This window comes from Granulicella mallensis, assembly GCF_014203225.1.
Lineage (GTDB): Bacteria > Acidobacteriota > Terriglobia > Terriglobales > Acidobacteriaceae > Granulicella > Granulicella mallensis_A.
The window spans coordinates 89,578-111,515 of sequence record NZ_JACHIO010000008.1 but is presented as its reverse complement, the minus strand read 5'-3'; the positions used below and the strand labels follow the sequence as shown (position 1 = coordinate 111,515).

17 protein-coding genes are annotated in these 21,938 nt (G+C 57.1%); 12 read left to right on the top strand and 5 right to left on the bottom strand.

From position 1 onward, the window contains the following. The first annotated feature begins 585 nt into the window (after positions 1 to 585). The 6 genes from HDF15_RS10830 (at position 586) to HDF15_RS10805 (ending at position 6,234) form a co-directional block, all read left to right on the top strand. Positions 586 to 3,858 (top strand): vitamin B12-dependent ribonucleotide reductase, encoded by a 3,273-nt coding sequence (locus tag HDF15_RS10830; RefSeq protein ID WP_184255425.1) that lies wholly within the window; start codon positions 586 to 588, stop codon positions 3,856 to 3,858. Between the two features lie 223 nt (positions 3,859 to 4,081). Further along, the gene (locus HDF15_RS10825; RefSeq protein WP_184255423.1) at positions 4,082 to 4,321 is read left to right on the top strand and encodes a hypothetical protein; all 240 of its coding nucleotides are present in this window, start codon (positions 4,082 to 4,084) and stop codon (positions 4,319 to 4,321) included. Beyond that, positions 4,308 to 4,556, top strand: coding sequence for a hypothetical protein (locus HDF15_RS10820; RefSeq protein WP_184255421.1), 249 nt, complete (start codon positions 4,308 to 4,310; stop codon positions 4,554 to 4,556). The genes HDF15_RS10825 and HDF15_RS10820 overlap by 14 nt, the downstream gene beginning before the upstream one ends. Further along, positions 4,549 to 4,752, top strand: coding sequence for a hypothetical protein (locus HDF15_RS10815; protein WP_184255419.1), 204 nt, complete (start codon positions 4,549 to 4,551; stop codon positions 4,750 to 4,752). The genes HDF15_RS10820 and HDF15_RS10815 overlap by 8 nt, the downstream gene beginning before the upstream one ends. A gap of 159 nt (positions 4,753 to 4,911) precedes the next feature. Further along, positions 4,912 to 5,196 (top strand): hypothetical protein, encoded by a 285-nt coding sequence (locus tag HDF15_RS10810; protein WP_184255417.1) that lies wholly within the window; start codon positions 4,912 to 4,914, stop codon positions 5,194 to 5,196. Positions 5,197 to 5,334: 138 nt separating this feature from the next. Next, the gene (locus HDF15_RS10805) at positions 5,335 to 6,234 is read left to right on the top strand and encodes a hypothetical protein (RefSeq protein ID WP_184255415.1); all 900 of its coding nucleotides are present in this window, start codon (positions 5,335 to 5,337) and stop codon (positions 6,232 to 6,234) included. 527 nt (positions 6,235 to 6,761) lie between these two features. Here the strand turns inward: HDF15_RS10805 and HDF15_RS10800 are convergent. Further along, positions 6,762 to 7,175, bottom strand: coding sequence for an REP-associated tyrosine transposase (locus tag HDF15_RS10800; protein ID WP_184255413.1), 414 nt, complete (start codon positions 7,173 to 7,175; stop codon positions 6,762 to 6,764). 786 nt (positions 7,176 to 7,961) lie between these two features. Here HDF15_RS10800 and HDF15_RS10795 point away from each other — a divergent pair. Then, on the top strand, positions 7,962 to 11,507 hold the full coding sequence (locus HDF15_RS10795) for a carboxypeptidase regulatory-like domain-containing protein (protein WP_260331003.1): 3,546 nt from the start codon (positions 7,962 to 7,964) through the stop codon (positions 11,505 to 11,507). A gap of 273 nt (positions 11,508 to 11,780) precedes the next feature. Here the strand turns inward: HDF15_RS10795 and HDF15_RS10790 are convergent, their stop codons facing one another. From HDF15_RS10790 to HDF15_RS10780, 3 genes are all read right to left on the bottom strand, one after another. Further along, a complete protein-coding gene (locus tag HDF15_RS10790; protein ID WP_184255409.1) occupies positions 11,781 to 13,151 on the bottom strand; it encodes a trypsin-like peptidase domain-containing protein in 1,371 nt (456 codons plus the stop codon). Positions 13,152 to 13,321: 170 nt separating this feature from the next. After that, positions 13,322 to 13,981 carry a YqaA family protein gene (locus HDF15_RS10785; RefSeq protein WP_014267441.1) on the bottom strand — a complete coding sequence of 220 codons (660 nt, stop codon included), beginning with the start codon at positions 13,979 to 13,981 and terminating at the stop codon, positions 13,322 to 13,324. A gap of 143 nt (positions 13,982 to 14,124) precedes the next feature. Continuing rightward, entirely contained in the window at positions 14,125 to 14,664 is a 540-nt protein-coding gene (locus HDF15_RS10780) for a molybdenum cofactor biosynthesis protein B (protein ID WP_260331002.1), read from the bottom strand. A gap of 184 nt (positions 14,665 to 14,848) precedes the next feature. On the opposite strand from HDF15_RS10780, the gene HDF15_RS10775 reads away from it, so the two are divergent. From HDF15_RS10775 to HDF15_RS10755, 5 genes are all read left to right on the top strand, one after another. After that, positions 14,849 to 15,958 (top strand): TonB C-terminal domain-containing protein, encoded by a 1,110-nt coding sequence (locus tag HDF15_RS10775; RefSeq protein ID WP_184255407.1) that lies wholly within the window; start codon positions 14,849 to 14,851, stop codon positions 15,956 to 15,958. A gap of 4 nt (positions 15,959 to 15,962) precedes the next feature. Beyond that, positions 15,963 to 16,190 carry a hypothetical protein gene (locus tag HDF15_RS10770; protein ID WP_184255405.1) on the top strand — a complete coding sequence of 76 codons (228 nt, stop codon included), beginning with the start codon at positions 15,963 to 15,965 and terminating at the stop codon, positions 16,188 to 16,190. Beyond that, on the top strand, positions 16,187 to 17,125 hold the full coding sequence (gene miaA, locus HDF15_RS10765) for a tRNA (adenosine(37)-N6)-dimethylallyltransferase MiaA (protein WP_311733078.1): 939 nt from the start codon (positions 16,187 to 16,189) through the stop codon (positions 17,123 to 17,125). The genes HDF15_RS10770 and miaA overlap by 4 nt, the downstream gene beginning before the upstream one ends. A 160-nt stretch (positions 17,126 to 17,285) precedes the next feature. Next, complete coding sequence (locus tag HDF15_RS10760; RefSeq protein ID WP_184255401.1) at positions 17,286 to 18,476, top strand: alpha/beta hydrolase; 1,191 nt, start codon at positions 17,286 to 17,288, stop codon at positions 18,474 to 18,476. 197 nt (positions 18,477 to 18,673) lie between these two features. After that, complete coding sequence (locus tag HDF15_RS10755) at positions 18,674 to 21,172, top strand: bifunctional (p)ppGpp synthetase/guanosine-3',5'-bis(diphosphate) 3'-pyrophosphohydrolase (RefSeq protein ID WP_184255399.1); 2,499 nt, start codon at positions 18,674 to 18,676, stop codon at positions 21,170 to 21,172. A 350-nt stretch (positions 21,173 to 21,522) separates the two neighbouring features. On the opposite strand, the gene HDF15_RS10750 is transcribed toward HDF15_RS10755, so the two are convergent. Beyond that, complete coding sequence (locus tag HDF15_RS10750; RefSeq protein ID WP_184255397.1) at positions 21,523 to 21,915, bottom strand: LysM peptidoglycan-binding domain-containing protein; 393 nt, start codon at positions 21,913 to 21,915, stop codon at positions 21,523 to 21,525. Positions 21,916 to 21,938: the final 23 nt, after the last annotated feature.

The following is a 21,938-nucleotide window of genomic DNA, read 5'->3' as shown; positions in this document are numbered from 1 at the left end:
CCCACATTTCCACCCCGAAAAATCGCGATTGCACTGTTCTTGCGTCTTGCCCTCGACTGTGTACGGCGATAGTCTGTGAAAGCCGTGTGAATGAGGAGTTACAAAAACCCGCAAACGGCGCACCTATCCGGAGCTTTCCACAAGAAAACCCCAGAAAAACCGAGGTTGACCCTGTGAATCGTCGCGTCCCGGGAGTATCTACTTCGACACCACTAGATCTTGTTGTTTTATACTTGACTCGTACCAGATGGGGCGGTACTTTCAAGCTCACCCGCAGTTCCTGGTGAAGCGCCCGTAGCCACGGCCACACCGCTTAGAAGGAACCTTCGACCCTTGGTTGGCTCTGCCAGCCAGTTATCGTAGCGCGTTTATTTAGCAGCCAGGAACGTGTTGGCAAAGCATCGCCACTGGAGGCACTGGAAAGACCGCCAAGTCTTCTTCTCGGATCACGACCCGACAAGTTTTCTTCCGGATTTCGTCCGCCAAGTCTTTTTCTAAACCCGATAAGTCCCGCTACCCGGGTTTATCGGTGTTCGTTATTTTGCAGGAATCAGCTTTAGCTTTACCCGAAAGGTTTGATCGAACATGGCCAAAACAATCACCGCCGCCACCCCCGTCCAGAATGGCAAACAAGCCGCGATGGCATCTACACGCACGTCCAGCGCACGCGGTCTGGAATTTAGTCGCCATTTCACCAAACCCGGGATCTCGCCCTTCGATGAGCTCACCTGGGAGCTTCGCGATGCCGTCATTCAGGACTACAAGGGCAAGCTCATCTTCGAGCAGAAGAACGTCGACGTGCCCAGTGACTGGTCGATGACCGCGACCAACATCGTCGCCAGCAAGTACCTGCATGGCCGGATTGGAACGCCGGAGCGCGAGAGCGGCGTCCGCGCCCTGATCACCCGTGTCGCTGAGAGCATCCGCGACTGGGGTCTGCGCGACGGCTACTTCGCCTCCGAGGAAGCTGCCAGCATCTTCTTCGACGAGCTCGCTCACCTGCTGCTCAATCAGAAGGCGGCATTTAACTCGCCCGTCTGGTTCAACGTCGGCTGCGACCGCCTCGAGCCGAACTCCGACGCGCAGAACTGGCACTGGGACGCGACGCAGGGCGAGGTTGCCTTCTCCGTCACCGGCTACACACGCCCGCAGTGCTCGGCGTGCTTCATCAACTCGGTGAACGACTCCCTCGATAGCATCCTGACCCTGGCCAAGACCGAGGGCATGCTCTTCAAGTGGGGCTCGGGCGCAGGCTCGAACCTCTCGGCGATCCGTGGCTCAATGGAGACCCTCTCGGGCGGCGGCACGGCCTCCGGCCCGCTCAGCTTCATGCGCGGCTTCGATGCCTTCGCCGGCGTCATCAAGAGCGGCGGCAAGACCCGCCGTGCGGCCAAGATGGTCATCCTCAACGTCGACCACCCCGACGTCGAAGACTTCATCCAGTGCAAGGTCAAGGAAGAGCGCAAGGCCTGGAGCCTGATGCAGGCGGGTTACGACGGTTCCAGCCCCGACTCCGAGGCCTTCACCTCGATCTTCTTCCAGAACGCCAACAACTCCGTCCGCGTTACGGATGAGTTCATGCAGGCGGTCGAGAACGACGGCATGTTCACCACGCGCACCGTCAAGGACAAGCAGCCGGTCAAGGAGATCCGCGCTCGCGACCTGATGCACCAGATCGCCGAGGCCACCTGGCAGTGCGGCGACCCGGGCATGCAGTACGACACCACCATCAACCGCTGGCACACCAGCAAGAACACCGCGCGCATCAACGCCAGCAACCCCTGCTCGGAGTACATGTTCCTCGATGACTCCGCCTGCAACCTGGCCAGCTTCAACCTGCTGAAGTTCCTGACGCCCGGCGGCCAGTTCGATATTCCCAGCTATCGCCATGCGGTGGCTGTCCTTACCACCGCGATGGAGATCATCGTGGACGCGGCCGGCTACCCGACCGAGCAGATCGCAAAGAACTCGCACGACTACCGCCCGCTCGGCCTTGGCTACGCGAACCTCGGCGCGCTGCTGATGGACCGCGGCCTGCCCTACGACTCCGACGCCGGCCGTGCCTATGCCGCTACGTTGACCGCGATCCTCTGCGGCGATGCCTATGCGCAGTCCGCGCGTATCGCCGGCGACTGCCCGCCGCTCGGCGCAGCCACCCCGCTCACGCAGCAGACCGGCGTGCAGGGCGGAGCCTGCCCTGGCTTCTACGTCAACCGTGAGCCCTTCCTCGATGTCATCCGCATGCACCGCGCGGAGGTCAACAACATCGACAAGAGCTTGAAGTCGTCCAAGGAGCCGTTTGTTGCTCCGCAGCTCGACGAGCTCAAGGCCGCCAGCCAGAACGCCTGGGACACCGCGCTCGCGCTCGGCGAAAAGCACGGCTACCGCAACTCGCAGGTCACCGTGCTCGCGCCCACCGGCACCATCGGCTTCATGATGGACTGCGACACCACCGGCATCGAGCCTGACCTCGCTCTGGTCAAGTACAAGAAGCTGGTCGGCGGCGGCATGATCAAGATCGTGAACAACACGGTCCCCGGTGCTCTCTTCAAGCTCGGCTATAAGGAGTCCGAGGTCGAAGGCATCGTCAACTACATCGACGCCACCGGCACCATCGAAGGCGCACCGTCCCTCAAGCCGGAGCACCTCGCCGTGTTCGATTGCTCCTTCAAGCCTGCGAAGGGAACCCGCACGATCGCCTGGACCGGTCACGTCAAGATGATGTCGGCGACGCAGCCGTTCCTCTCGGGCGCGATCTCGAAGACGGTGAACCTGCCCAACGACTGCTCGGTGGACGACATCGCCGAGGCCTACACCGAGGCCTGGCGTCTCGGCCTGAAGGCGGTCGCGATCTACCGCGACAACTCCAAGGGCACCCAGCCGCTGAACGTCGCGGCGCAGACGGATGCCGACAAGAAGGGCACTTCCGTTGACTCGACCAAGGTGAACGAAGAGGTGACGATCTCCGCCGCCGCTCTCGCCGCCTCGCAGGCTGAGACCGCTGTGGTGAAGCAGCAGGTTGCTGCTCTCGAAGCCAAGCTCACGGCGCTGCTGCTCTCCTCGACGCAGAACGCCGACGCTCTCGACGCACAGGCTCCTCCCCGTGCGATGCGTCACCGCTTGCCGGCGGAGCGGGCTTCGATCACGCACAAGTTCTCGCTCTCCGGACATGAGGGCTATGTGACGGTCGGCCTCTACCCCAACGGCGTCCCGGGTGAGATCTTCATCCGGATGGCGAAGGAGGGCTCGACGATCTCCGGCCTAATGGACTCGTTCGCCACGGCGATCTCGATGTGCCTGCAGCACGGCGTGCCGCTCAAGCTGCTCTGCGAGAAGTTCGCGCACACCCGCTTCGAGCCCTCGGGCTGGACGGGCAACGAGCAGATCGGCTATGCGAAGTCGATCATGGACTACCTGTTCCGCTGGATGCAGTTGCGCTTCCTCAGCGGAACGCAGTTGGACCTCTTCGCGGGCCTCAAGCCTGCCTCTGACGCTGTCATCTCGACCGAAGCGCAGCGCAGTGGTGAGACCCCTGTATTTGCTCCTGCCCATGCTTCGGAAAGCGCCGAACCCGCCCAGCACACCATGCTCGGCGAGGCCTTCGAGCGCAACGATCGCACGCCGCCGCAGCAGGGAATCGCTCCCGACCTGACGGCAAACTCCGGCCTCACGACGGAGGGTGCGGGTTCAGGCATCTTGGCTACGGCGGATCGCGGTGTCTACCACGCAGCCGAAGCGATGAAGGATCTCTATGACATGGGCGATGCTCCGTCGTGCGGAACCTGCGGCAGCATCATGACGAGGAATGGGTCTTGCTATCGCTGCATGGAGTGCGGAAGCACGAGTGGTTGCAGCTAGGACTAGCTGTTCAGTTAGACGTGCTTCGCGTAGTTACAAGGGCCCCGCCGTTAGGCGGGGCCTTTTCGTTCGGAATTGGTTCTGGCCTACCCGCAAGTGTTGAAGGTATGTGATGACATTCAAGTGGCCTCAAATCTTGTTTTGAAAATATGTTTTGATATTGCCTAATTGAAATTTTGTAACTTCCTTGCTTTAAGTAAGATGCAGGAGTCTAATCATTAGTATGGCAAGAGAAAATACGGAATTTGAGCAAATTCGGGATCGCTTGGATGTCATTGCACACCTTCTATGCTTGTTGGTGGACCAGAACAAGATCCCGGCGATTAGTGATCAGATAGCGCTGCTGGCTACTCACGGCTTGTCGGGGGCAGAGATAGGCCGAATTGTCGGTCGAGAGGCGAACTATGTATCAGCCTCAATGAACCAACAGAAGAAAAAGGGGAAGCAGAATGCCAACAAGTGACCGCGAGGGGTTGGACAAGAAGATTGATTTGCTCACGCGTTTGGTAGCGATTGGGTTAGTGAGTGGAAAGAGTCAGAGAGAGCAAATCAAACTGCTATCAATGGCTGGTATGGGCCCGAAGGAGATAGCAGATTTGGTAGGTACGACGTCCAATACGGTAAACGTCGCCTTGACTGCTCTGCGAAAGAAAAGTCAATTGAATCTCAAATCAGAAGGAGCTAAAGAAGATGCCTGATGAGCCAAAGATTTCACTAGAACTTACGATGCGTGCCTTGCTGTTGATCTCTCTCAAGGGGTTGGATGTAGACGCGCAGGTTGAAACCCTTCTTCGTGCCGGATTCTCGAACGTGGACGTTGCAGATTTAACGGGGATGACTGCGAATGCGGTCGGCCTCCGAAAACTTAAGTTAAAGAAAAAGGGGACGAAATGAAGCCATCCGTTTCCAGTTTGGATACAAGTCTTGAATTGAAAGCACTCGTATTCCAAATGCACACCGCTGGGTGTACGCAAGACGCAATTGCGGCCTATGTCGGAAAGAGCAAAGGTACCATCAACGAAATGCTGAAGCCTCTCCAAAAAGGGAAGAAGAATGAAATCAAATGAATCTTCGTTTGTGGCAACCGAAGCGCGACCAATCGAAGCGTTGATTGCCATCGCCTTACAACTCCGAGCGCGGTTAGATGCCAAGGACGGTCTCAAGAGAAATCTGGGTAGCGAAGCAGTTCTTCTCAGAGCGTTTGGGTTCCGAAATCCAGACATCGCGTTAATCATTGGATCGACACCCGGCAGCGTAGCGGAATTGATCAGCCAGGCACAAAAGACCAAAGGAGCCAAAAATGGAAAAGCAAAAAACGGAGGCTCAAAGGACAAATGAGCTGTTAGAAAAGCTCATAGTTCTTCAGTTGAAGGACACTGGAGTTTCGCAGGCCAACATAGCTAAATTTATTGGCAAAAAGCGTCAAGTCGTATCAGAGATGCTGCGTGTCTTTCAGAGCAAGGGTGGTCAATTGTAATGTCGTCCACATCTGTATCCGATTCTGCATCTCACCGCCGCGATCAAATCGCTAATTTCGTTGAGTTGCTTTCAAAGAGCGCACGATATCTCAACATTGCGAGAGTTGTATATCGTGGCAAAAAGGCCATCAAAACCGTTGGCGAAATTGCCGAGGCTCTCAAAAAGAGTGAAAAGGATATTTTGACCATTGCGAGGCCAATGGCAAGTCAGCACATCTTTACTCAGAGTCGCGTCAGAATCAACGGAAAGATGACGACTGCTTACAGCAAGGATTTATTTTTCGTCGCAAACAGAGATGAGATTTTTCGTCTCGCGACGCATCCAACTAAGCGAAAGAATTACGCAACGAAGACAAATCCGACCGTTCGGGTTACAACTTCGGTGACGATTAAAGGCATCGGTCGACCGAAAATTCGCATGATTAGCATAGATGATATCGACCAGTTCATTAAAGTTAAAACGATCAAGGCCAGCGATACTGAGGAGATTACGGATCGTCTATCTGAGGAGAAGACGAAAGTCGGATTTCACAAAATTCTTGCTGAACCCCATATAGCTAAGGACTGGCCTGGGGAAACTTCTGACATCTACACTTCGCGGATATCTATTCGTGGCAGACGTTATCCAGCGTCTTTTGCACTTAAGGGGCCTGCCAAGAAGGGAAAGTTGGTTCCTGGGAAAATGGGAAAGAAGGGCGAACAAATACAACGCCTCTTTCAGTCGCCAGGACAGATCCACTTCGTGCAGTATGAAGGCGAAATCGAAGATAGTGTCCCGTACCAGATGCAGCAATTAGCGACGGCAAAATCGCTTCTAGGGCAAGAAATTTTCTATGGTGTTATTGATGACGTGGACACCCGACGCATTCGGTTGGCCTATCCCGACGCATTTAAGTAGAGTCATGCACTCCCATACCTAACTTCTGAGATGTGGACCATCGCGCAAAGCGCGACCGCTCCTGCTGATAGATTAGGTCCACCACGAACCGGAAGGGCACGGTTTCAACCGTGCCGCAAAAGCTGGGCCAAAGGCCCGTACCGCTCTGCCGAAGGCTGGAGTGAAGGCGTAGCCGCAACGACTGAATTGCTTTCTGCTATGCCACCGATACGGCAGTGGCGATCACCTCATCTTTTAGCCTGGCCTGTTCTGTTGCGGCAAGAGGCCCGGAGTTCACGAGAAGATATGCCTCTATATTTCAATCCCCCCTATTGGCGTCAGGTGGTGTTGGACGTTACATGTATCGGTTGTGTCGAAGAAGGCAATTCAGTCGTTGCGGCTGCGCCTTCACTCCGGCCTTCGGCAGAGCGGTTGGCTCCTTTGGAGCGGCATTTACGGCATAGCTGAAGCTATGCCCTTCCGGTTCGTGGTTTTGCCTGATTACTGTTCAGGGTGTTTCTTTCGTTGCGGCGAAACAGATTGCCGATTCATCCGCGAAACGCCGAGGAATACGGATACTTTTCGGCGCTCTCCACGAGGCGTTCGCGAACCGGGTTTTCGTGGATGTAATGGCGGCGCGATTCAAAGTGCTCGCGATCGAGAACGAGATGGTCTGTAAACCCAAGCTGCCAAACCGGGAGCTTCGATTCAATGCGGCGGGAGAAGCCGCCTTTGATGTGCTGCATGGTCTTAGGTAGATCGTCTGTCGTTAGCAGCAGATGGACGTGGTCCGGCATGACTACAAAGGAGTAGAGCTTGTAGAGACCTTCGGCGCGATAGTGTTGCAAGGTTGCGATAAGGAGTTGGGCGTTGGTGTCTACCTGGAAGAGTCGGCGGCCGTTGTAGGTGATCGCGGTGACGAAGAAGGTGCCGGCAATGGCGGTTCTCGGCGGGGTGGCCATGGGCGCATTTTATCCGTTGTCCTCGTGTATCTGGGTAGCACGGAAGAAGGCAATTTAGTCGTTGCGGCTGCGCCTTCACTCCGGCCTTCGGCAGAGCGGTATGGGCCTTCGGCCCGCGCTTTATGGCACGGTTGAAACCGTGCCCTTCCGGTTCGTGCCTCCCCATACATTGTGGCAATAGGAAGCATGTCCTTCCGGGGCGTGCCTCACGATACAGCGTGGCCGACTGAACCATGCTCTTCGTTCTTCCGATTCGTGCCTCTCTATGCGCCGTGGAAATAGGAGCCGTTCCGCGCCTTCACTTCTATCGAGGCAAATAGGAGCCTCACCCTTTCGTTCGTGCCTCTACGAGAGGATGAGGCTCATAGAGATGCGCTGCTATGCCGGGCATGTTATCGACCTATAAGACACCTAAAAATAGCAAAACGTTAGACAGCCATGCGGACTGCCATGACATCTAAGGGCGGAAGTTCTGACTCATCTGTTGCGGGTCTTCGGTGGATGCCGAGAAGTCACGTAAGCGATTACGATATGGGGTTTTGCACATGGGTAAACGATTACGCAATTGACAAGAACTTGACTGGGCCTATAAGCTCCCGGCCAATAGATTTCTTCAAACTTTCAGGAGTCCCAACATCGATGAGGGATCTAAAGACTGCGCAAACTTCTTATATCGCTTGCTCAACGCGATCGACCACGCTCTCTAAAACAAGCTTGCAGTTTCGTCCGTTGTGGAATCAATCTCTCTCCAATCTCAATCTGCATCTCCGAAAAAGCTCTTTTAAATTGAGCCTTTTTATATTCGTCTTTGCGATGATTTCCGCCCTGCTGAGCGGAACTGCAGCTTATGCCCAGTTGGATCAGGGCACGCTTGCTGGAACGGTACACGATAGTACCGGCGCTTCCATCCCCAACGCCACCGTCACCCTGGTCGATGAAGCGACAGGGCTCTCTCTTGTCCGCAAGTCCGATGGCGAGGGAATCTTTACCTTCACCCCGATCAAAATCGGCAGCTATAAGGTCACTGTCTCTGCGCAGGGCTTCTCCAAGGCCGAACAAAAGGGACTTGTCGTCAATGCTTCCGCACGTATTGAGGTGCCGATAACGCTTGCGGCCGGTTCTGTTACGGAGACCGTTGAGGTCACCACCGACCCTGCAGCCTTACAGACTGACAATTCTTCTACGGGGGCAACCATCCCGGCAGCGGCAATCGTCCAGACGCCTTTGGTGAATCGGAATCCTATCTTCATCGCACAACTTACTCCTGGAGTGGCTCCAGCCGCGCAGGGAACCCGCGGCACGAACGGCGGTGATTTCTCGGCCAACGGACAACGCACCGGACAAAACAACTACATCTTTGATGGCGTCGATAACAATGCCATGCTGGTCGATGAACCAAGCGGTGCCATGTACGTCATCAAGCCGATTCCTGAATCGCTTGCTGAATTCAAAGTTCAGACGTCGAGCTACAACGCGGAGCTTGGCCGGGCAGCCGGTGCCGTGGTGATCGCGAGTATCAAATCCGGGTCCAACCAGATTCACGGCACTTTGTGGGAGTACTGGCGGAACGACATTCTTAATGCCCGTGACTACTTTGAAGCCACCAAACCGAAGTATCGCCAGAACCAGTTTGGTGCAGCCATCGGCGGGCCGATCCTCAAGGACAAACTCTTTTTCTTCGGCGATGTGGAAGGAAACCGCGTTATCTTCGGACAGAGTTCCATCAATACAGTTCCCACCCTCAAAATGAGAACGGGTGACTTCAGCGAACTGCTCAGTGCCGCGGATACAGGCGGCAACCCGAAGACACTCTATGCAGCGGGTACAAACAGCAGCATCAACCCTAACCCTGTACCAATACAGTACAACGGTCAGGTCAATGTCATTGACCCGGCGCTCATCGACCCCGTAGCGCAAAACCTTTTCAACCTTCTACCAGCCCCGAACTTCGGTGCTCCCGGCCAGACTTACAGTAACTATCAGTTTCAGGGCGGAGCGTTAGACAACACCGTCCAGTACGATGGACGCCTGGACTGGAACCTAAGCCAGAAAGATCAGATCTTTACTAAATACAGCGTAGTCAATGAGCAGCAAACATATCCCAGCCCCTTCGGCATACTCGATGGTTCAGGCTTTGGCACGAGCGGTAACGTCACGGACAAGGCGCGCCAGTTCACCCTGTCGGAGACGCACTTCTTCACGTCGACTTTGGCCAACGAATTTCGAGTTGGTTATAACTGGATCAACGCGCAGTACGCACAGCCAAACTCCAATACGGATCTTTCACCCCAGTTTGGGCTCGGAGGCATTCCGTTCGAGCCGGGGAATGGCGGTTTGCCATTCTTCGATTTTGGCGGTGGCCAAAACCTCGGAACCAGTACCAATCCGAACCCTACCTCCTTCGGCTCAGCACAGTATCTTCCTACCAACGAATTCGAGAATGTGGCGCAGCTTCTGGATAACGTCTCCAAGACGATTGGCAAGCACAGCCTGAAGGTCGGATTCAATCTACAGCGGATCCGTATTCAGACTCTGCAGATACCGCAGGCACGTGGGTACTACAAGTTCGACGGCAAGTACACGGAAGATCAAGCCAATCAAGCCCACTCCGGCTTTGGCGGGGCTGACTTCCTGCTCGACCAGATGGATACGGCTTCGGTTTCAAACTTCTCGTTGGTACACGATCAACGCTGGTATCGCAGTGCGTACTTTCAAGACGATTGGCGTGTAAGCGCAAACCTGACCCTGAACATGGGAGTTCGCTATGACTACTTCCAGCCCTTTGTAGAGTTGAATGGCCGGCAAGCTAACTTCTTGATTGATTACTCCAACAACACTGCGACCTATCTGCTTCCCAATGCGGCAAAGCAAAACCCCTTGCCGCAGGCGTTTCTCAACGAACTCGCAGCTAACAATGTGCCCGTTGTGTACGACAGTAATCCTGCGTTGACGAACGCACAAAAAGCGAATTTTGGGCCACGTATCGGTTTTGCTTACTCTGCAACGGACAAGCTGGTGGTTCGCGGCGGATACGGGATCTTCTTCGGCGGCTTTGAGAATGTGGGCTTTAGTCCAAATCTTGCACTCAATGCTCCGTTTCTTTTTACCTCGAACTTCAACAGTGGTGTCTGCACGCCGGGCAACTGCGCTACGAATGGCCTCACCCTTAAGGATGGATTCAGCGCAGCTCTAGCGGCTGGGCTGTCCAATTTCATAACGACTCCGGGCATCAATATGTATCCCAAGACGTTGAAGACTGCCTATACGCAGGGATTCAACCTTGCGGTGCAGGAGCAGCTTGCCGGCAACTCAACGGTAACCGTTGCTTATGTTGGAGCCTTAGGCGTTCACATCACTTCAAATCCCAGCGCCAACCAGATCCCTAATCTTCTTGCTCCTGGCGCTTCCGTGCAGAATGCCCGGCCGTTCAATCAATTCTCCGGAGGGAGCCTTGAAGACAACGAAGGCAGCTCCAACTTCAACAGCCTCCAGGTTACCGGCGAACATCGCTCCAGGGGCGGTCTGTATTTCATGGCCAACTACACCTGGTCGAAGAGCCTGGATGACACCACCCAGCCACTCGGTGGAACAAACAGCTCGAATTATCGCAACTGGAGACAGTTGGGCTATGGCTTTGATTATGGCCCAACCGCAACAGACACTCGTCACCGCTTCGTCTTGAACACGCAGTATCAATTGCCTGTTGGGAGTGGGCGCAAATACCTGAATCAGTCGAGGGTGTTGGATGCGCTTGTGGGCGGTTTCAACCTGAGTCTCCTCTTCCGTGTTGAGACTGGTCAGCCAAATCTGGTGGGCGCAGGCAATAATCCTACCAATGGGGTGGGCAATGCAGACGCTGTAAGGATTAGTGATCCTTTCGCGGCTGGTGGCTCCAACCCCGATCCCAGCGTAGTCTGCGCTACGAAGACTCGTACGGTGAAGACCTGGTTCAATCCTTGTGCCTATACCAACCCGCCTGTCGCTGTTGCACCTCCTGCGCCTGGAGTTCCGCTCGGTCCCAATCAGGTATCGATTGCTGACAACGGTGGAATCGCAGCCTATGGCCCTCCTCTGCGCCAGGTTGTTTATGGGCCGGGCTACAACCGCGTCGACCTGTCTCTTTCCAAGACCTTCCTGCTGTGGCATCAAACCTCACTGGACTTCCGTGCAGATTTGTACAACGCGCTCAATACTCCAACGTACGGTCCTCCAAATACAACGGTAGGATCCGGCTTCGGACAAATATCCAGTACACGCTTTGGTGGATCGGGAATTGCAGCGGAATCACCGGATGCCCGGGTCGCTCAGTTCTCAGGCAAGTTCCACTTCTAACCGCATTAAATAAAAAGGCCGACGCTATGGCGTCGGCTTTTTTATTTAAGTTCCGATCTCTTCTACTCATTTCGTCGCAGTGTCAGGTGAGTTGTACAAAAGTTGTACAACTCACTTTGTTTCTTCCACCCGCCAGAAAATCCGTCATCCGGAGCGAAATAGTTCGAGTTGCGTTGCGAACTACGTAGTCGAAGGAACCTCAAAGAGTTCTATTTGCCAATATAGATCGAACGCTTTCAACCCCAAAATTCTTACCGGTTTTGTAGCACTTCTTTATGGCGTAGTAACTGGATCGAGTTCCGCGGAGATTCTCTGCGAGCTGTTGGGTTGTATTTGTAGCGTTCGCTCGTAGGATTGATACCCCTTCTTCGTGATCCTGATAACTCTTTTCCCTTCGGCAATCGATAGGCTAGTGGGGGTATTGCCGAGAAAGACGCCGTCTATCTCGATATCTGCGCCTGAGGGGGTGGAAGTAATAGAAAGTCTCTTCTCCTCGGCTGTTTCTGAATGTTGTACCGCGTCCTTACCGGGGCCTAGCGTGACACCTAGCCGTTGTTGAACAACCTGGATCAGTTCGGACGAAGCTAATGCGAAATTGATTCCTGGTGTTCCGCTGCCGGCAAACCCTAAAGTGTTGATGCCTACGACAAGTCCTGAGCGGTTAATGAGAGGACCGCCGGAGTTTCCGTGGTTAATGGTCGTGTCTGTTTGGAGCCAGGTGCCGGCACGTCCTGGGGCATTTGCGACAGTAGTCTCTGAAAAGGTTCGAATACCACTGATAATTCCTTTGCTGACGGAGTTCGGCAGTAAGCCCGTTCCGGCTACATCATTGATTCCGGGCGTTCCGACAGCGATGACTTCAGCTCCCTGCAGGGGGAGTGAGAGGCTTAGTGTCAGAAACGAGACATCGTGAGCCTCTACTTTGACCAGGGCCAAATCGCGGTCGTGATCTATATAAATGCTATTGCTTTGGAGGGTTATTCCATCGGAGGTGATAACGGTCACCGCTTGTTGGCCCTCGACAACATGAGCATTTGTCGCCACCAGACCTGCAGGTGTGATGAAAAAGCCGCTCCCGCTAAACTGACCGGCGCGAATTTGGACAATTGCGGGCAGCGTCTTGCGAACGATTTGTTCTATCGGCAGAGCTTCAGAACTCGTCGTCGGCGAAGCCTCTGTAGTGCTATCCGATTTCGTTTCGTGCCCCAGAAATGCCTGTACCGGATCTAAACGAAAATTGAAATGATCGATCGCAAAGGTGTAGTACTCGAAGTAATTTCTTCCATTGTGGCTTCTCCAGGGATGAGGACCTGTGGTCAGGTTGACATCCTTCGGGATAAAACCATCTTTTAGAAGCCGTATTGTAAAAGGCTGGTCGAGATGCCCGGTAACTGCGGGATGCGTCTGGTCGAAATAGGTGCTCGCCATAGGCAGCTCGCAGGGAGTGGTACAGGTGATGTTCCCATTGATTTCAACTTGCGCACCTTCAGGCGTTGAGTTGATGAACAACTTTCTATCGCTGGCACAAGCCGTATGGCTCAATGAAAGAAGTCCGCACACCACAAGGGCGGACAGTGGGTTGCGTGGAAATTGCATTCGTAACCTCTTTTGAATTTGTTTAGATTGTCGCCGTTTCTTCGCCATAGTAGCGTCGAGGGGCAGGCCGTGTCTACAAGCGTGCGTAAAAATCCAGGCCCATTGATTGGCGCGATGGAAAGGGGAGGCCGACATGCGGAGAAAGAAGGTTCCCCCTTCGCCTAGGCTCTGGGGGCGGAAGAATAACTGGAAAAGCAAAGATCTAAGACAAGAAATGTCTACTCGCCAGCGTCTTCCGATGGCAGATTCTCACCCTTGCGCCGGTCGAAGATCTTGCGGGTGATGTAGAACAGCAGGATCAACAGAGCGCCGATGGCGATGCCGATCATCACGCTCAGGTGGCGATGCAGCATGCCGTGCATGGTGTGCACCAGCTTGGGGCCGAACCAGATCGTCAGCAGCGAGCAGATGAGGAACTGCACGAACTTGCCGGTGAAGATCGCCAGCACGAAGGTGATGGGCTTCATCTCGAAGACGCCTGCGGCGAACTCGAACAGCTTCAGCGGAGTTGGGGGCGGGAGCATCGCCGGGATCATGATGGCGAAGAACTCCTGACGCTCGAAGCGGTCGCGAATCTTCTCGTAGCGTTCGCGGTTGATGCGCTTGAGCAATACCAGCTCGCCGCCCGCGCGCCCGATGTAGAAGGGAACCAGTGACCCGATCGCCGAGGCCACTGCCGCAATCAGGCAGTAGACGAAGAAGAGGCTGTGGTTGGTGGCAACGTAGCCGATGATCACGCCGTCCATCGAGACCGGGATCGGAATCAGGGCGGAGTCGATAAACGCAAGCCCGCCAACACCCCAGATGCCGAGGGGCTTCATTACGGCCAGCAAGGTGGTCGAGACTTTGTGCAGAAGTGCAAGAGGTCCAATGATCACGAGGTTTTATTCTACCGCCTGAGCGCAAATCTCCTGTTACTGAGAAGTTGAATCGAACGTGCAGTACCGTCTTTCTGGGGGAAAACGGCCATAAATATCGTGGTTTCGCTGTACCCCTACAGGAGATTTGCGAGAGCCGGTTTTCAGCCTTCATGTGCCGTGTTTCCGGCCAATAGATCGAGGGCATGCGGCAGGACCGGAAGCACCGCGCGCAGCGAACTCTCTGCCCCGGAAGGGCTTCCGGGCAGGTTGAGAATCAAGGCTTTACCCGCAACGCCGCAGATCCCGCGGCTCAGTGCCGCGAACAGCGTGTGCCGGGCGCCATCCTGGCGGATCAGCTCCGCCAGGCCTGGAACCAGCCGGTCACAGACGGCCAGGGTGGCCTCAGGGGTGACGTCGCGGGCGGCGAGGCCCGTTCCGCCGGTGGTGACGATCAGAGAGGCCTGTCCGGCTGCCTGGCGCAAGGCTGCCGTGATATCTGACAGCTCATCGGGGACGACCTGCATTGCCAGCACCTTGGCGCCAGCCTCTGTCAGCAGTTGTGCGATCACCGGCCCGGAGAGGTCGGTCTGCGTTCCGGCAAAGCAGCGGTCACTGGCGGTCAGAACGACGGCGGTACGTCCGGCGAGGGCGTCAGTGAGGGCGGCTGTGAGGGCATCAGGGATGTCAGCGGGGAGAGCCATGTTGGCAGCATAGACGACGGGTGGCGTTGGGGGAGAGGAGAGCTTGAAGAGGAACTCTTTCCCTGCTGCTCACTTAGGCCGAAAGATGCGAAAATAGAACGAGCCAGCATCCACTCAGGTCTGGCGACCGGTACGCCGGCGAAACTTTGTGCTCGCGAAACCGTCACAGACTTCTAGACAGTTGATGCCTCCTACCCAAAGCCCGATCGAACCCGGACAGCCGACGCCGGAGCAGGACTCACCTGAGTCCCAGACCTCTACCCCTGTTCCCACGCCCGATTCCAGTGCGCCGCTCTCCTTTGTGCCGCACGATCCGTCGGGTCAGGTCCCGGTAAAGCCGATCCGCATTCGCACCAACCGCTACGGCGAACTCGAAGAGCACGAGCTGGTTCGCCTGCTCGACAGCATTGAGGACGAGCGCGCGCGCGGACGATTTCGCGAGTCGATCTACATATCGGTCTTCATCTGGCTGGTCGTGGCCTGGGTTGTCTTCTACGGCCCGCGCTATCTGTGGCATGCACCGGTGCTGGTCAGCCCGACGGATGTCCTGAAAAATCGTGAACTTACACAGTTGAATTTGCCGGTGCTGACGTCCCGCGCGCCTTCGCCCAAGCCGGCGCCAAAGCCGAGGTCTGTGGACAACCGTACGCTGGAGCATCTGCGTACGATGGCGCGAGAGGCCCCGCCGAAGCCGCCGACCCCTGCTCCGGCTCCCATGCCGACCGCGCCCACTCCGATCAATCCAGCTCCAACAACGCCGATCCCCGCAACGCCGCAGCCACAGCCGCGTACTCCGGCCCCTGCCCTTGCTGACGCTCCGACACCGCAGCCTTCGTCCCGGCCGGACTTCAATACGAACTCCGGGACCGCAGGCGACAATATTCGGAACGCGGAACGTGGGGCAGCCAACGCGGGTGGTGGCGGGGGCTTTGCCCGCAGCCCGTCCAAAGCCGACAACTTTGGTGGTGTCGAGGTTCTTTCCGATACGCACGGGGTCAACATCAGTGAGTACCTGCGCCATCTTAAAGACGATATCTACCGCAACTGGATACCCCTGTTGCCGGAGGAGACTCAGCCGCCTTTGTCAAAGTCGGGCGAGACGTATATTCGCTTTACGATTCTCCCCGATGGCCGTATCGGCGCTATGCATCTTGAGGGCTCGACGCACGATGATGCGATCAACAAGGCCGCGTGGGGTTCCATTATCAGCGAAGGCCAGTTTCCGCCTCTGCCTAAGGGATTGCCCAACCTCGAGTTGAGGTTCCTCTACCTGGTCAACGAGCCGCAGCGCTAAACGCATGCCACAGCAGTCTGAACACCGTGCTGAACCGCCTCGCATTCCTGCGTCCACGCGCACGCTGGAGCGCGCGGAGCAGGAGCGAAAAGCCTACTTTCGTGAGCGTGAGCAACTGGAGCATCGCAGCCTGGTGCGTGGCTTGCTCTGGCTGGCTGCGCTGGTGCTGGTTGTGAGCATGGCACGGGCTGGGCTGGGACGTGTCTTCGTTCCTGGATGGTGGCGGCCGTGAGCGGGCAGGGGGAGACTCCACTGCTCGTCGTCGCAGGGCCCACAGCAAGCGGAAAGACAGCCCTGGCGATGGCGCTTGCTGCGCAACTTGGCGGCGAGATTGTGAGTTGCGATTCGGTCGCGGTCTACCGGCTGATGGATATCGGCTCGGCCAAACCGACGGCCGAAGAGCGCGCCCGCGTGCCGCACCACTGCCTCGATCTCTACTGGCCGGATGAAGCCTGTACCGCAGGCGACTACGCCAGGCATGCGCGTGCGGCTATCGCCGATATTCGCGACCGGGGGCTTGTACCTATCGTTGCCGGTGGAACGGGGCTCTATCTGCGCGCGCTGCTGCAGGGGCTCGCGCCCGCTCCTCCTCGCGATGAGGCACTGCGCGAGCGGTTGCGAGAGCTTGCGGCGAAGCGCGGGTCGACGTATCTGCATCGCATGCTGCAGCGGCTCGATGCCCAGGCGGCACGGGCCATCCACGCGAACGATACTCCGAAGCTGATCCGCAGTATTGAGGTCACGCTCGCAGCCAAGCAGCCCCAGACGGAACAGTGGCAGGCCGGGCGGGATGCCCTGCAGGGCTATCGCGTGCTGCAGTTTGCGCTCGGGCCTCCGCGCGAGCTTCTTTATGAGCGCATCAACCAGCGTGCTGCGGCGATGTTCGAACGCGGCCTTGTCGCGGAGACGGAGATGTTGCGTTCTCGCTTTGGGGAGGATTGCCGTGCCCTGACCTCGCTTGGCTATGCGCAGGCGGTGGCGGTTCTGCGTGGAGAGCTTACGTCGGATGCTGCCGTTGCAGCGGCGCAGCAGGGGCATCGCAACTATGCCAAGCGGCAGATGACGTGGTTTCGCCGAGAGACGGAGATGCATTGGCTGGCGGGGTGCGGGGATGAGGCTGGCGTGCAGGCGGAGGCGCTTGCGCTGGCTCGGAAGTTGTTTGGGTGAGGCACAGGCGTTTGGGGTGATTCGGGAAGCAGGTTCCTCCCCTTCGACTACGCTCAGGGTCGGAATGACAACCAGAAAAGCAAAGACAAGAGCAGAAAGCCGAAGCTGGGCGATGCCAAAGGGGAAGAACCGTGTGCGATAGAATCGGTTGGAACCCTACATGCTTCTTACTTCGCGAGATCGTCTTTCAACGCACAAGACAGGCCTGTCTGCGCTGAAATCAGTGATCGTCTTTGCGCTGGCCGGCGCATCGCTCCTTCATGCTCAGAAGCCGGAGTCCCGGCCTGCGGTGCTAAAGACGCCCTTTGGAACTACTGAGATCGGTGTACTGTCAGGGGCGGCATACCGCATCGACATTCCCAACGACTGGAACCACTCTCTGATCGTCTACTACCACGGTTACGCCACGCAGGGAGTGACGTTCCACCTCGCTGAGCGCCTGGAGTCACGGCAGATACCGCTCTTCGATCGGCACTATGCCATCGCGCAGAGCGCCTACTCGCAGCCCGGCTGGGCCCTGCCGCAGGCTTATCCGGAGACGGAGCAGTTGCGCCGCTACTTTACGAAGGCCTATGGCCAGCCGCACGAAACGTACGTTGCGGGCGAGTCGATGGGCGGTGCGCTCACCATGATTACGCTGGAGTTGAATCCGAAGCCCTATCTCGGGGGGCTGGATCTTTGCGGCGCTGTGGGGGCAACATCCGAGTCTTTTGAGCGGCGGTTTGCCTGGCGTGCGGCCTTCGACTTCTACTTTCCCGGCCTGATGCCTCCATTGGTTCCTACGCCCGCCGACTACATCAATTCGATCGCCATGCACGAGAAGATTATGGCCGCCCTGCGCGCCAATCCCGAGGCCGCCGAAGAGATGCGGGCCCTCACGGGACTGCATACCGATGCCGGGCTGGCCAGTGGTATCTCTTACTTCACCTTCGTGATTGGCGACATGCAGCGCCGAGCCGGGGGGAACCCCTTCGACAATCGCAACTACATCTATACCGGGACGAATCCTGCTTCGTCCGCCAGCGATTATGCTTTGAACGACGGCGTTCGCCGCTATGCCGCCGACCCGAAGGCCAAGGAGTATCTCTTCCGCCACTACACCCCGAATGGCCACCTGGCGAAGCCCATGCTCGCGCTCCATACGATCTACGACCCCCTGGTCCCCGCTACGACACTCTCGGCTTATGACCACCTGGTGATGGCCGCGGGCTTCGAACAAAACCTCGTGCAGAAATACGTGCATCGCGAGGGCCACTGCGTCATTGCCCCGGAAGAGATTGGGCGGGCGTTCGACGAACTGGTGCGATGGACGCATCAAGGGCCCAGGCCGACGCCTGGATTGCTGCGATAAGACAGTGGCAAGTGATAAGTGATAAGTGGTAAGTGGGTAGAGCGGTCTAGCCCAGTAGTTGCTTTTGCCTTTGCACTTGCTTTTCTGGTTGTCATTCCCGCAGGGAATCTGCTTTTGCCCCTGTACTTACCACTTGTCACTTATCACTTGCCACTCCTCCCTTATCCTTACGAACCACCGCCCACGTATAATGGCCTATGGCTATAGCGCGGCCGGTTGTACCCGGTCCTGAATCAGGGGAAGGCCACTTCCCGGGGGCCGGCTCAGAGAGATCGTACGCGCCACCAATCAGCGAAACTGGCGTGGAGCTCGAAGCAACGCTCCCCCCCGCCTCGCTTGGCCATCCTCTGTCTGCAAGTGATATCGCCGATCTAAAGACCACAGATCTCGATGAGCCCTCCGGCGTCTTCCTTTCTCCTGACCCGGCGCTGCCTCCGGTAGAGCCCAGCACCCGTGTACTCTCCGGCGATGTGGCACTGGACGCTCGTTTTGAGCGCATGCTCGCAACGGTACGTGCCAACCGGCCCGCAGACGATCTCGCGATAATCCGCTCAGCATGGATCTTCTGCATGCAGCAGCATGCGACGCAAAAGCGCGCCTCGGGCGAGCCGTACATCATCCATCCGCTTGAGGTTGCGCAGGTGCTCGCGGAGTTGAAGATGGACTCGACTGCCATCGCGGCAGGACTGCTGCACGACGCGGTGGAAGACACCGACGTGACCCCTGAGGAGATCTCCAAGCGCTTTGGCGAGCAGGTGGCGCACATCGTCGAGGGCGTCACCAAGCTCGATAAGATCAAGTTTGCCAATCGCGAAGATCACCAGGCCGAGAACATTCGCAAGATGCTGCTGGCCATGGTCACGGACGTTCGCGTAGTCATCATCAAGCTCGCCGACCGCCTGCACAACATGCGCACGCTCGAGCACCTGAAGCCCGAGAAGCAACAGCGCATCGCGCGCGAGACCCTCGAAATCTACGCTCCGTTGGCGCATCGGTTGGGCATGGGCAAATTGCGCGGCGAGCTCGAAGACCTCGCCTTCCGCTACACCGATCCCTTCCAGTACACGCAGCTTACGACTGAAGTCGACTCGCTGCGTGGTGAGGGTGAAGCGTTTCTGCATCGCATCGTGAGCACGCTTGAGACCAAGCTGCGCGAGGCGAACATCAATGCCCGCGTGGAGTCGCGCATCAAGCGGCTCTACTCGATCCAGCAAAAGCTTACGGCCCACCAGATTCCGGTCGACCAGGTCTACGATCTTTTTGCTATCCGCGTGATTACACAGACGGAGCAGGATTGCTACGCCGCGCTCGGTCTGCTGCACAGCACCTGGCGTCCTGTGCCGGGGCGCTTTAAAGACTTCATCGCAATGCCGCGGCCGAATATGTATCAGTCGTTGCATACGACGCTGATCGCCGAAGGCGCGCATCAGTTCGAGGTGCAGATTCGCACCGAAGACATGCACCAGGTGGCGGAAGAGGGCATCGCCGCACACTGGAAGTACAAGGCCAGCGACAACGTCAGCGCCGCGGATGAACAGCGGCTGGCGTGGGTCCGGCAGTTGATGGAATGGCAGCGCGAGATGACCGATCCCAACGAGTTCATGTCGACGCTGCGCATCGACCTGTACCCCGCGGAGGTCTACACCTTTACGCCCAAGGGCAAGGTCATCGTGCTGCCCAAGGACGGCACGCCGGTCGATTTTGCCTACGCGATTCACACCGACGTCGGCCATACGACGACGGGTGCGAAGGTGAACGGTCGCATCGTTCCGCTGCGGCACAAGCTGCGCAACGGAGATATCGTCGAGATCAGCACGCAGGCTGGCCATGCGCCTTCGCGCGACTGGCTGAGTTTTACGAAGAGCTCGCGCGCCCGCAACAAGATCAAGCATTGGCTCAATGAGAACCAGAGGGCCCGCGCCCTTGAGATCGGCCGGAAGCTGCTGGACCGCGAGGCGCGCAAGTACAAGCTGTCGCTCGACAAGTTCAAGACCGCCGACTTCGACCGCATCGCGAACGACTATGGCCTGGGCGGCGAGCAGGATCTGCTGGCGGGCATTGGCTTCGGAAAGTATTCAGCCCGGCAGGTATTGAACAAGCTGGAGCCCGGCAGCACGATGACCGCCGAAGCCGCACATACGGAACCGGGAGCGGTGGGCAATACGCTCGCACACATGTCCGATGCTGTGAAGCGCGTCTTCTTCGGCAAGGGCTCGGATTCGCTGCAGGTGGAAGGGCAGGATGACCTGCTGGTGTACCGCGCACGATGTTGCAACCCGATTCGCGGCGAAGAGATTATCGGCTATGTCACGCGCGGCAAGGGTGTGGCCGTCCATGCGCGAAGCTGTCCGAATGTGCAGAATCTGCTCTACGAAGCCGATCGCCGCATCGATGTCGATTGGGCCGCACTGGCGCCCGTTGTAGCCGGTACGAAGCAGGGGCCGAAGCCTACGACCTATCCGGTAAAGCTGACCGTGGTGTGCGACGACCGCGCCGGCCTGCTGAAAGAGTTTACGGCCATCATCTCCGAAGACGGCACCAACATCCGCTCGCTGGATACCAGACCCTCGCAGGATGGGATCGTCAATGTCGACTTTGTCATTGAGACGGTCGACCTTCGCCATCTCACGCGGCTGACACAGAATCTGCGCAAAGTGCCCGGTGTTCGTGAAGTGATGCGCGTGCAAAAGATTTAAATATCTTCATCAAATCGCGTGAAGCGCGTTCCCTGATGCTTTAGCGTCAGGGAGACGGAGGGAGCCGTAGCCTTTAGGCTACGGAATTCAGGCTTAGGAGAGATGTGGCCTTTAGGCCCGGGCCTTCTTTCGGCTGCGAACAAAAGGCCCAGGGCTAAAGCCCAATTCTTGCCTGGCTCTAATTCCGTAGCCTAAAGGCTACGGCTCCCTCCGCCCCGCGACGCTAAAGCGTCACGGTTTGCGCTTCGCGCCATTCGGAACATTCTGATTCGTCGAAGAATTTACGACTCACAACACTAGATACAAATGAAAAAGGCCGCCGAAGCGGCCTTTTGGGGTACAGACAAAACCTACGACAGCACAGGGATATTGATCTCCTGGCCCACCTGGATGTGGTCAGGGTTGTCGATGCCGTTGGCGGACGCGATCTCCTGGTACTTGTTCGCATGGCCGTAGAACAGCTTGCTCACTGTGCTGAGGTTGTCGCCGGCCTTGATGGTGTAGGGCTGCGTCTCGCCGCCGGTGGTGGCAATCTCGTGCTCGAGGTCGCTGTAGGTCGGGTCGACTTCCTTGATGACGTCCCAGACGCGGTTCGCGATCACGGTCGACGGAACCTCGCCCTTCAGGTGCAGCTTTTCTCCATCGAGATCGACTGAGTCCAGCTTTGCGCCATAGTCGGAAAAGCTCTCAATCGTCTCAATCACAGGGGCATACTTCTGCTTCAGAGCATCCAAATCAGCCATTGCGAAATCTCCTTGTTAGTGAC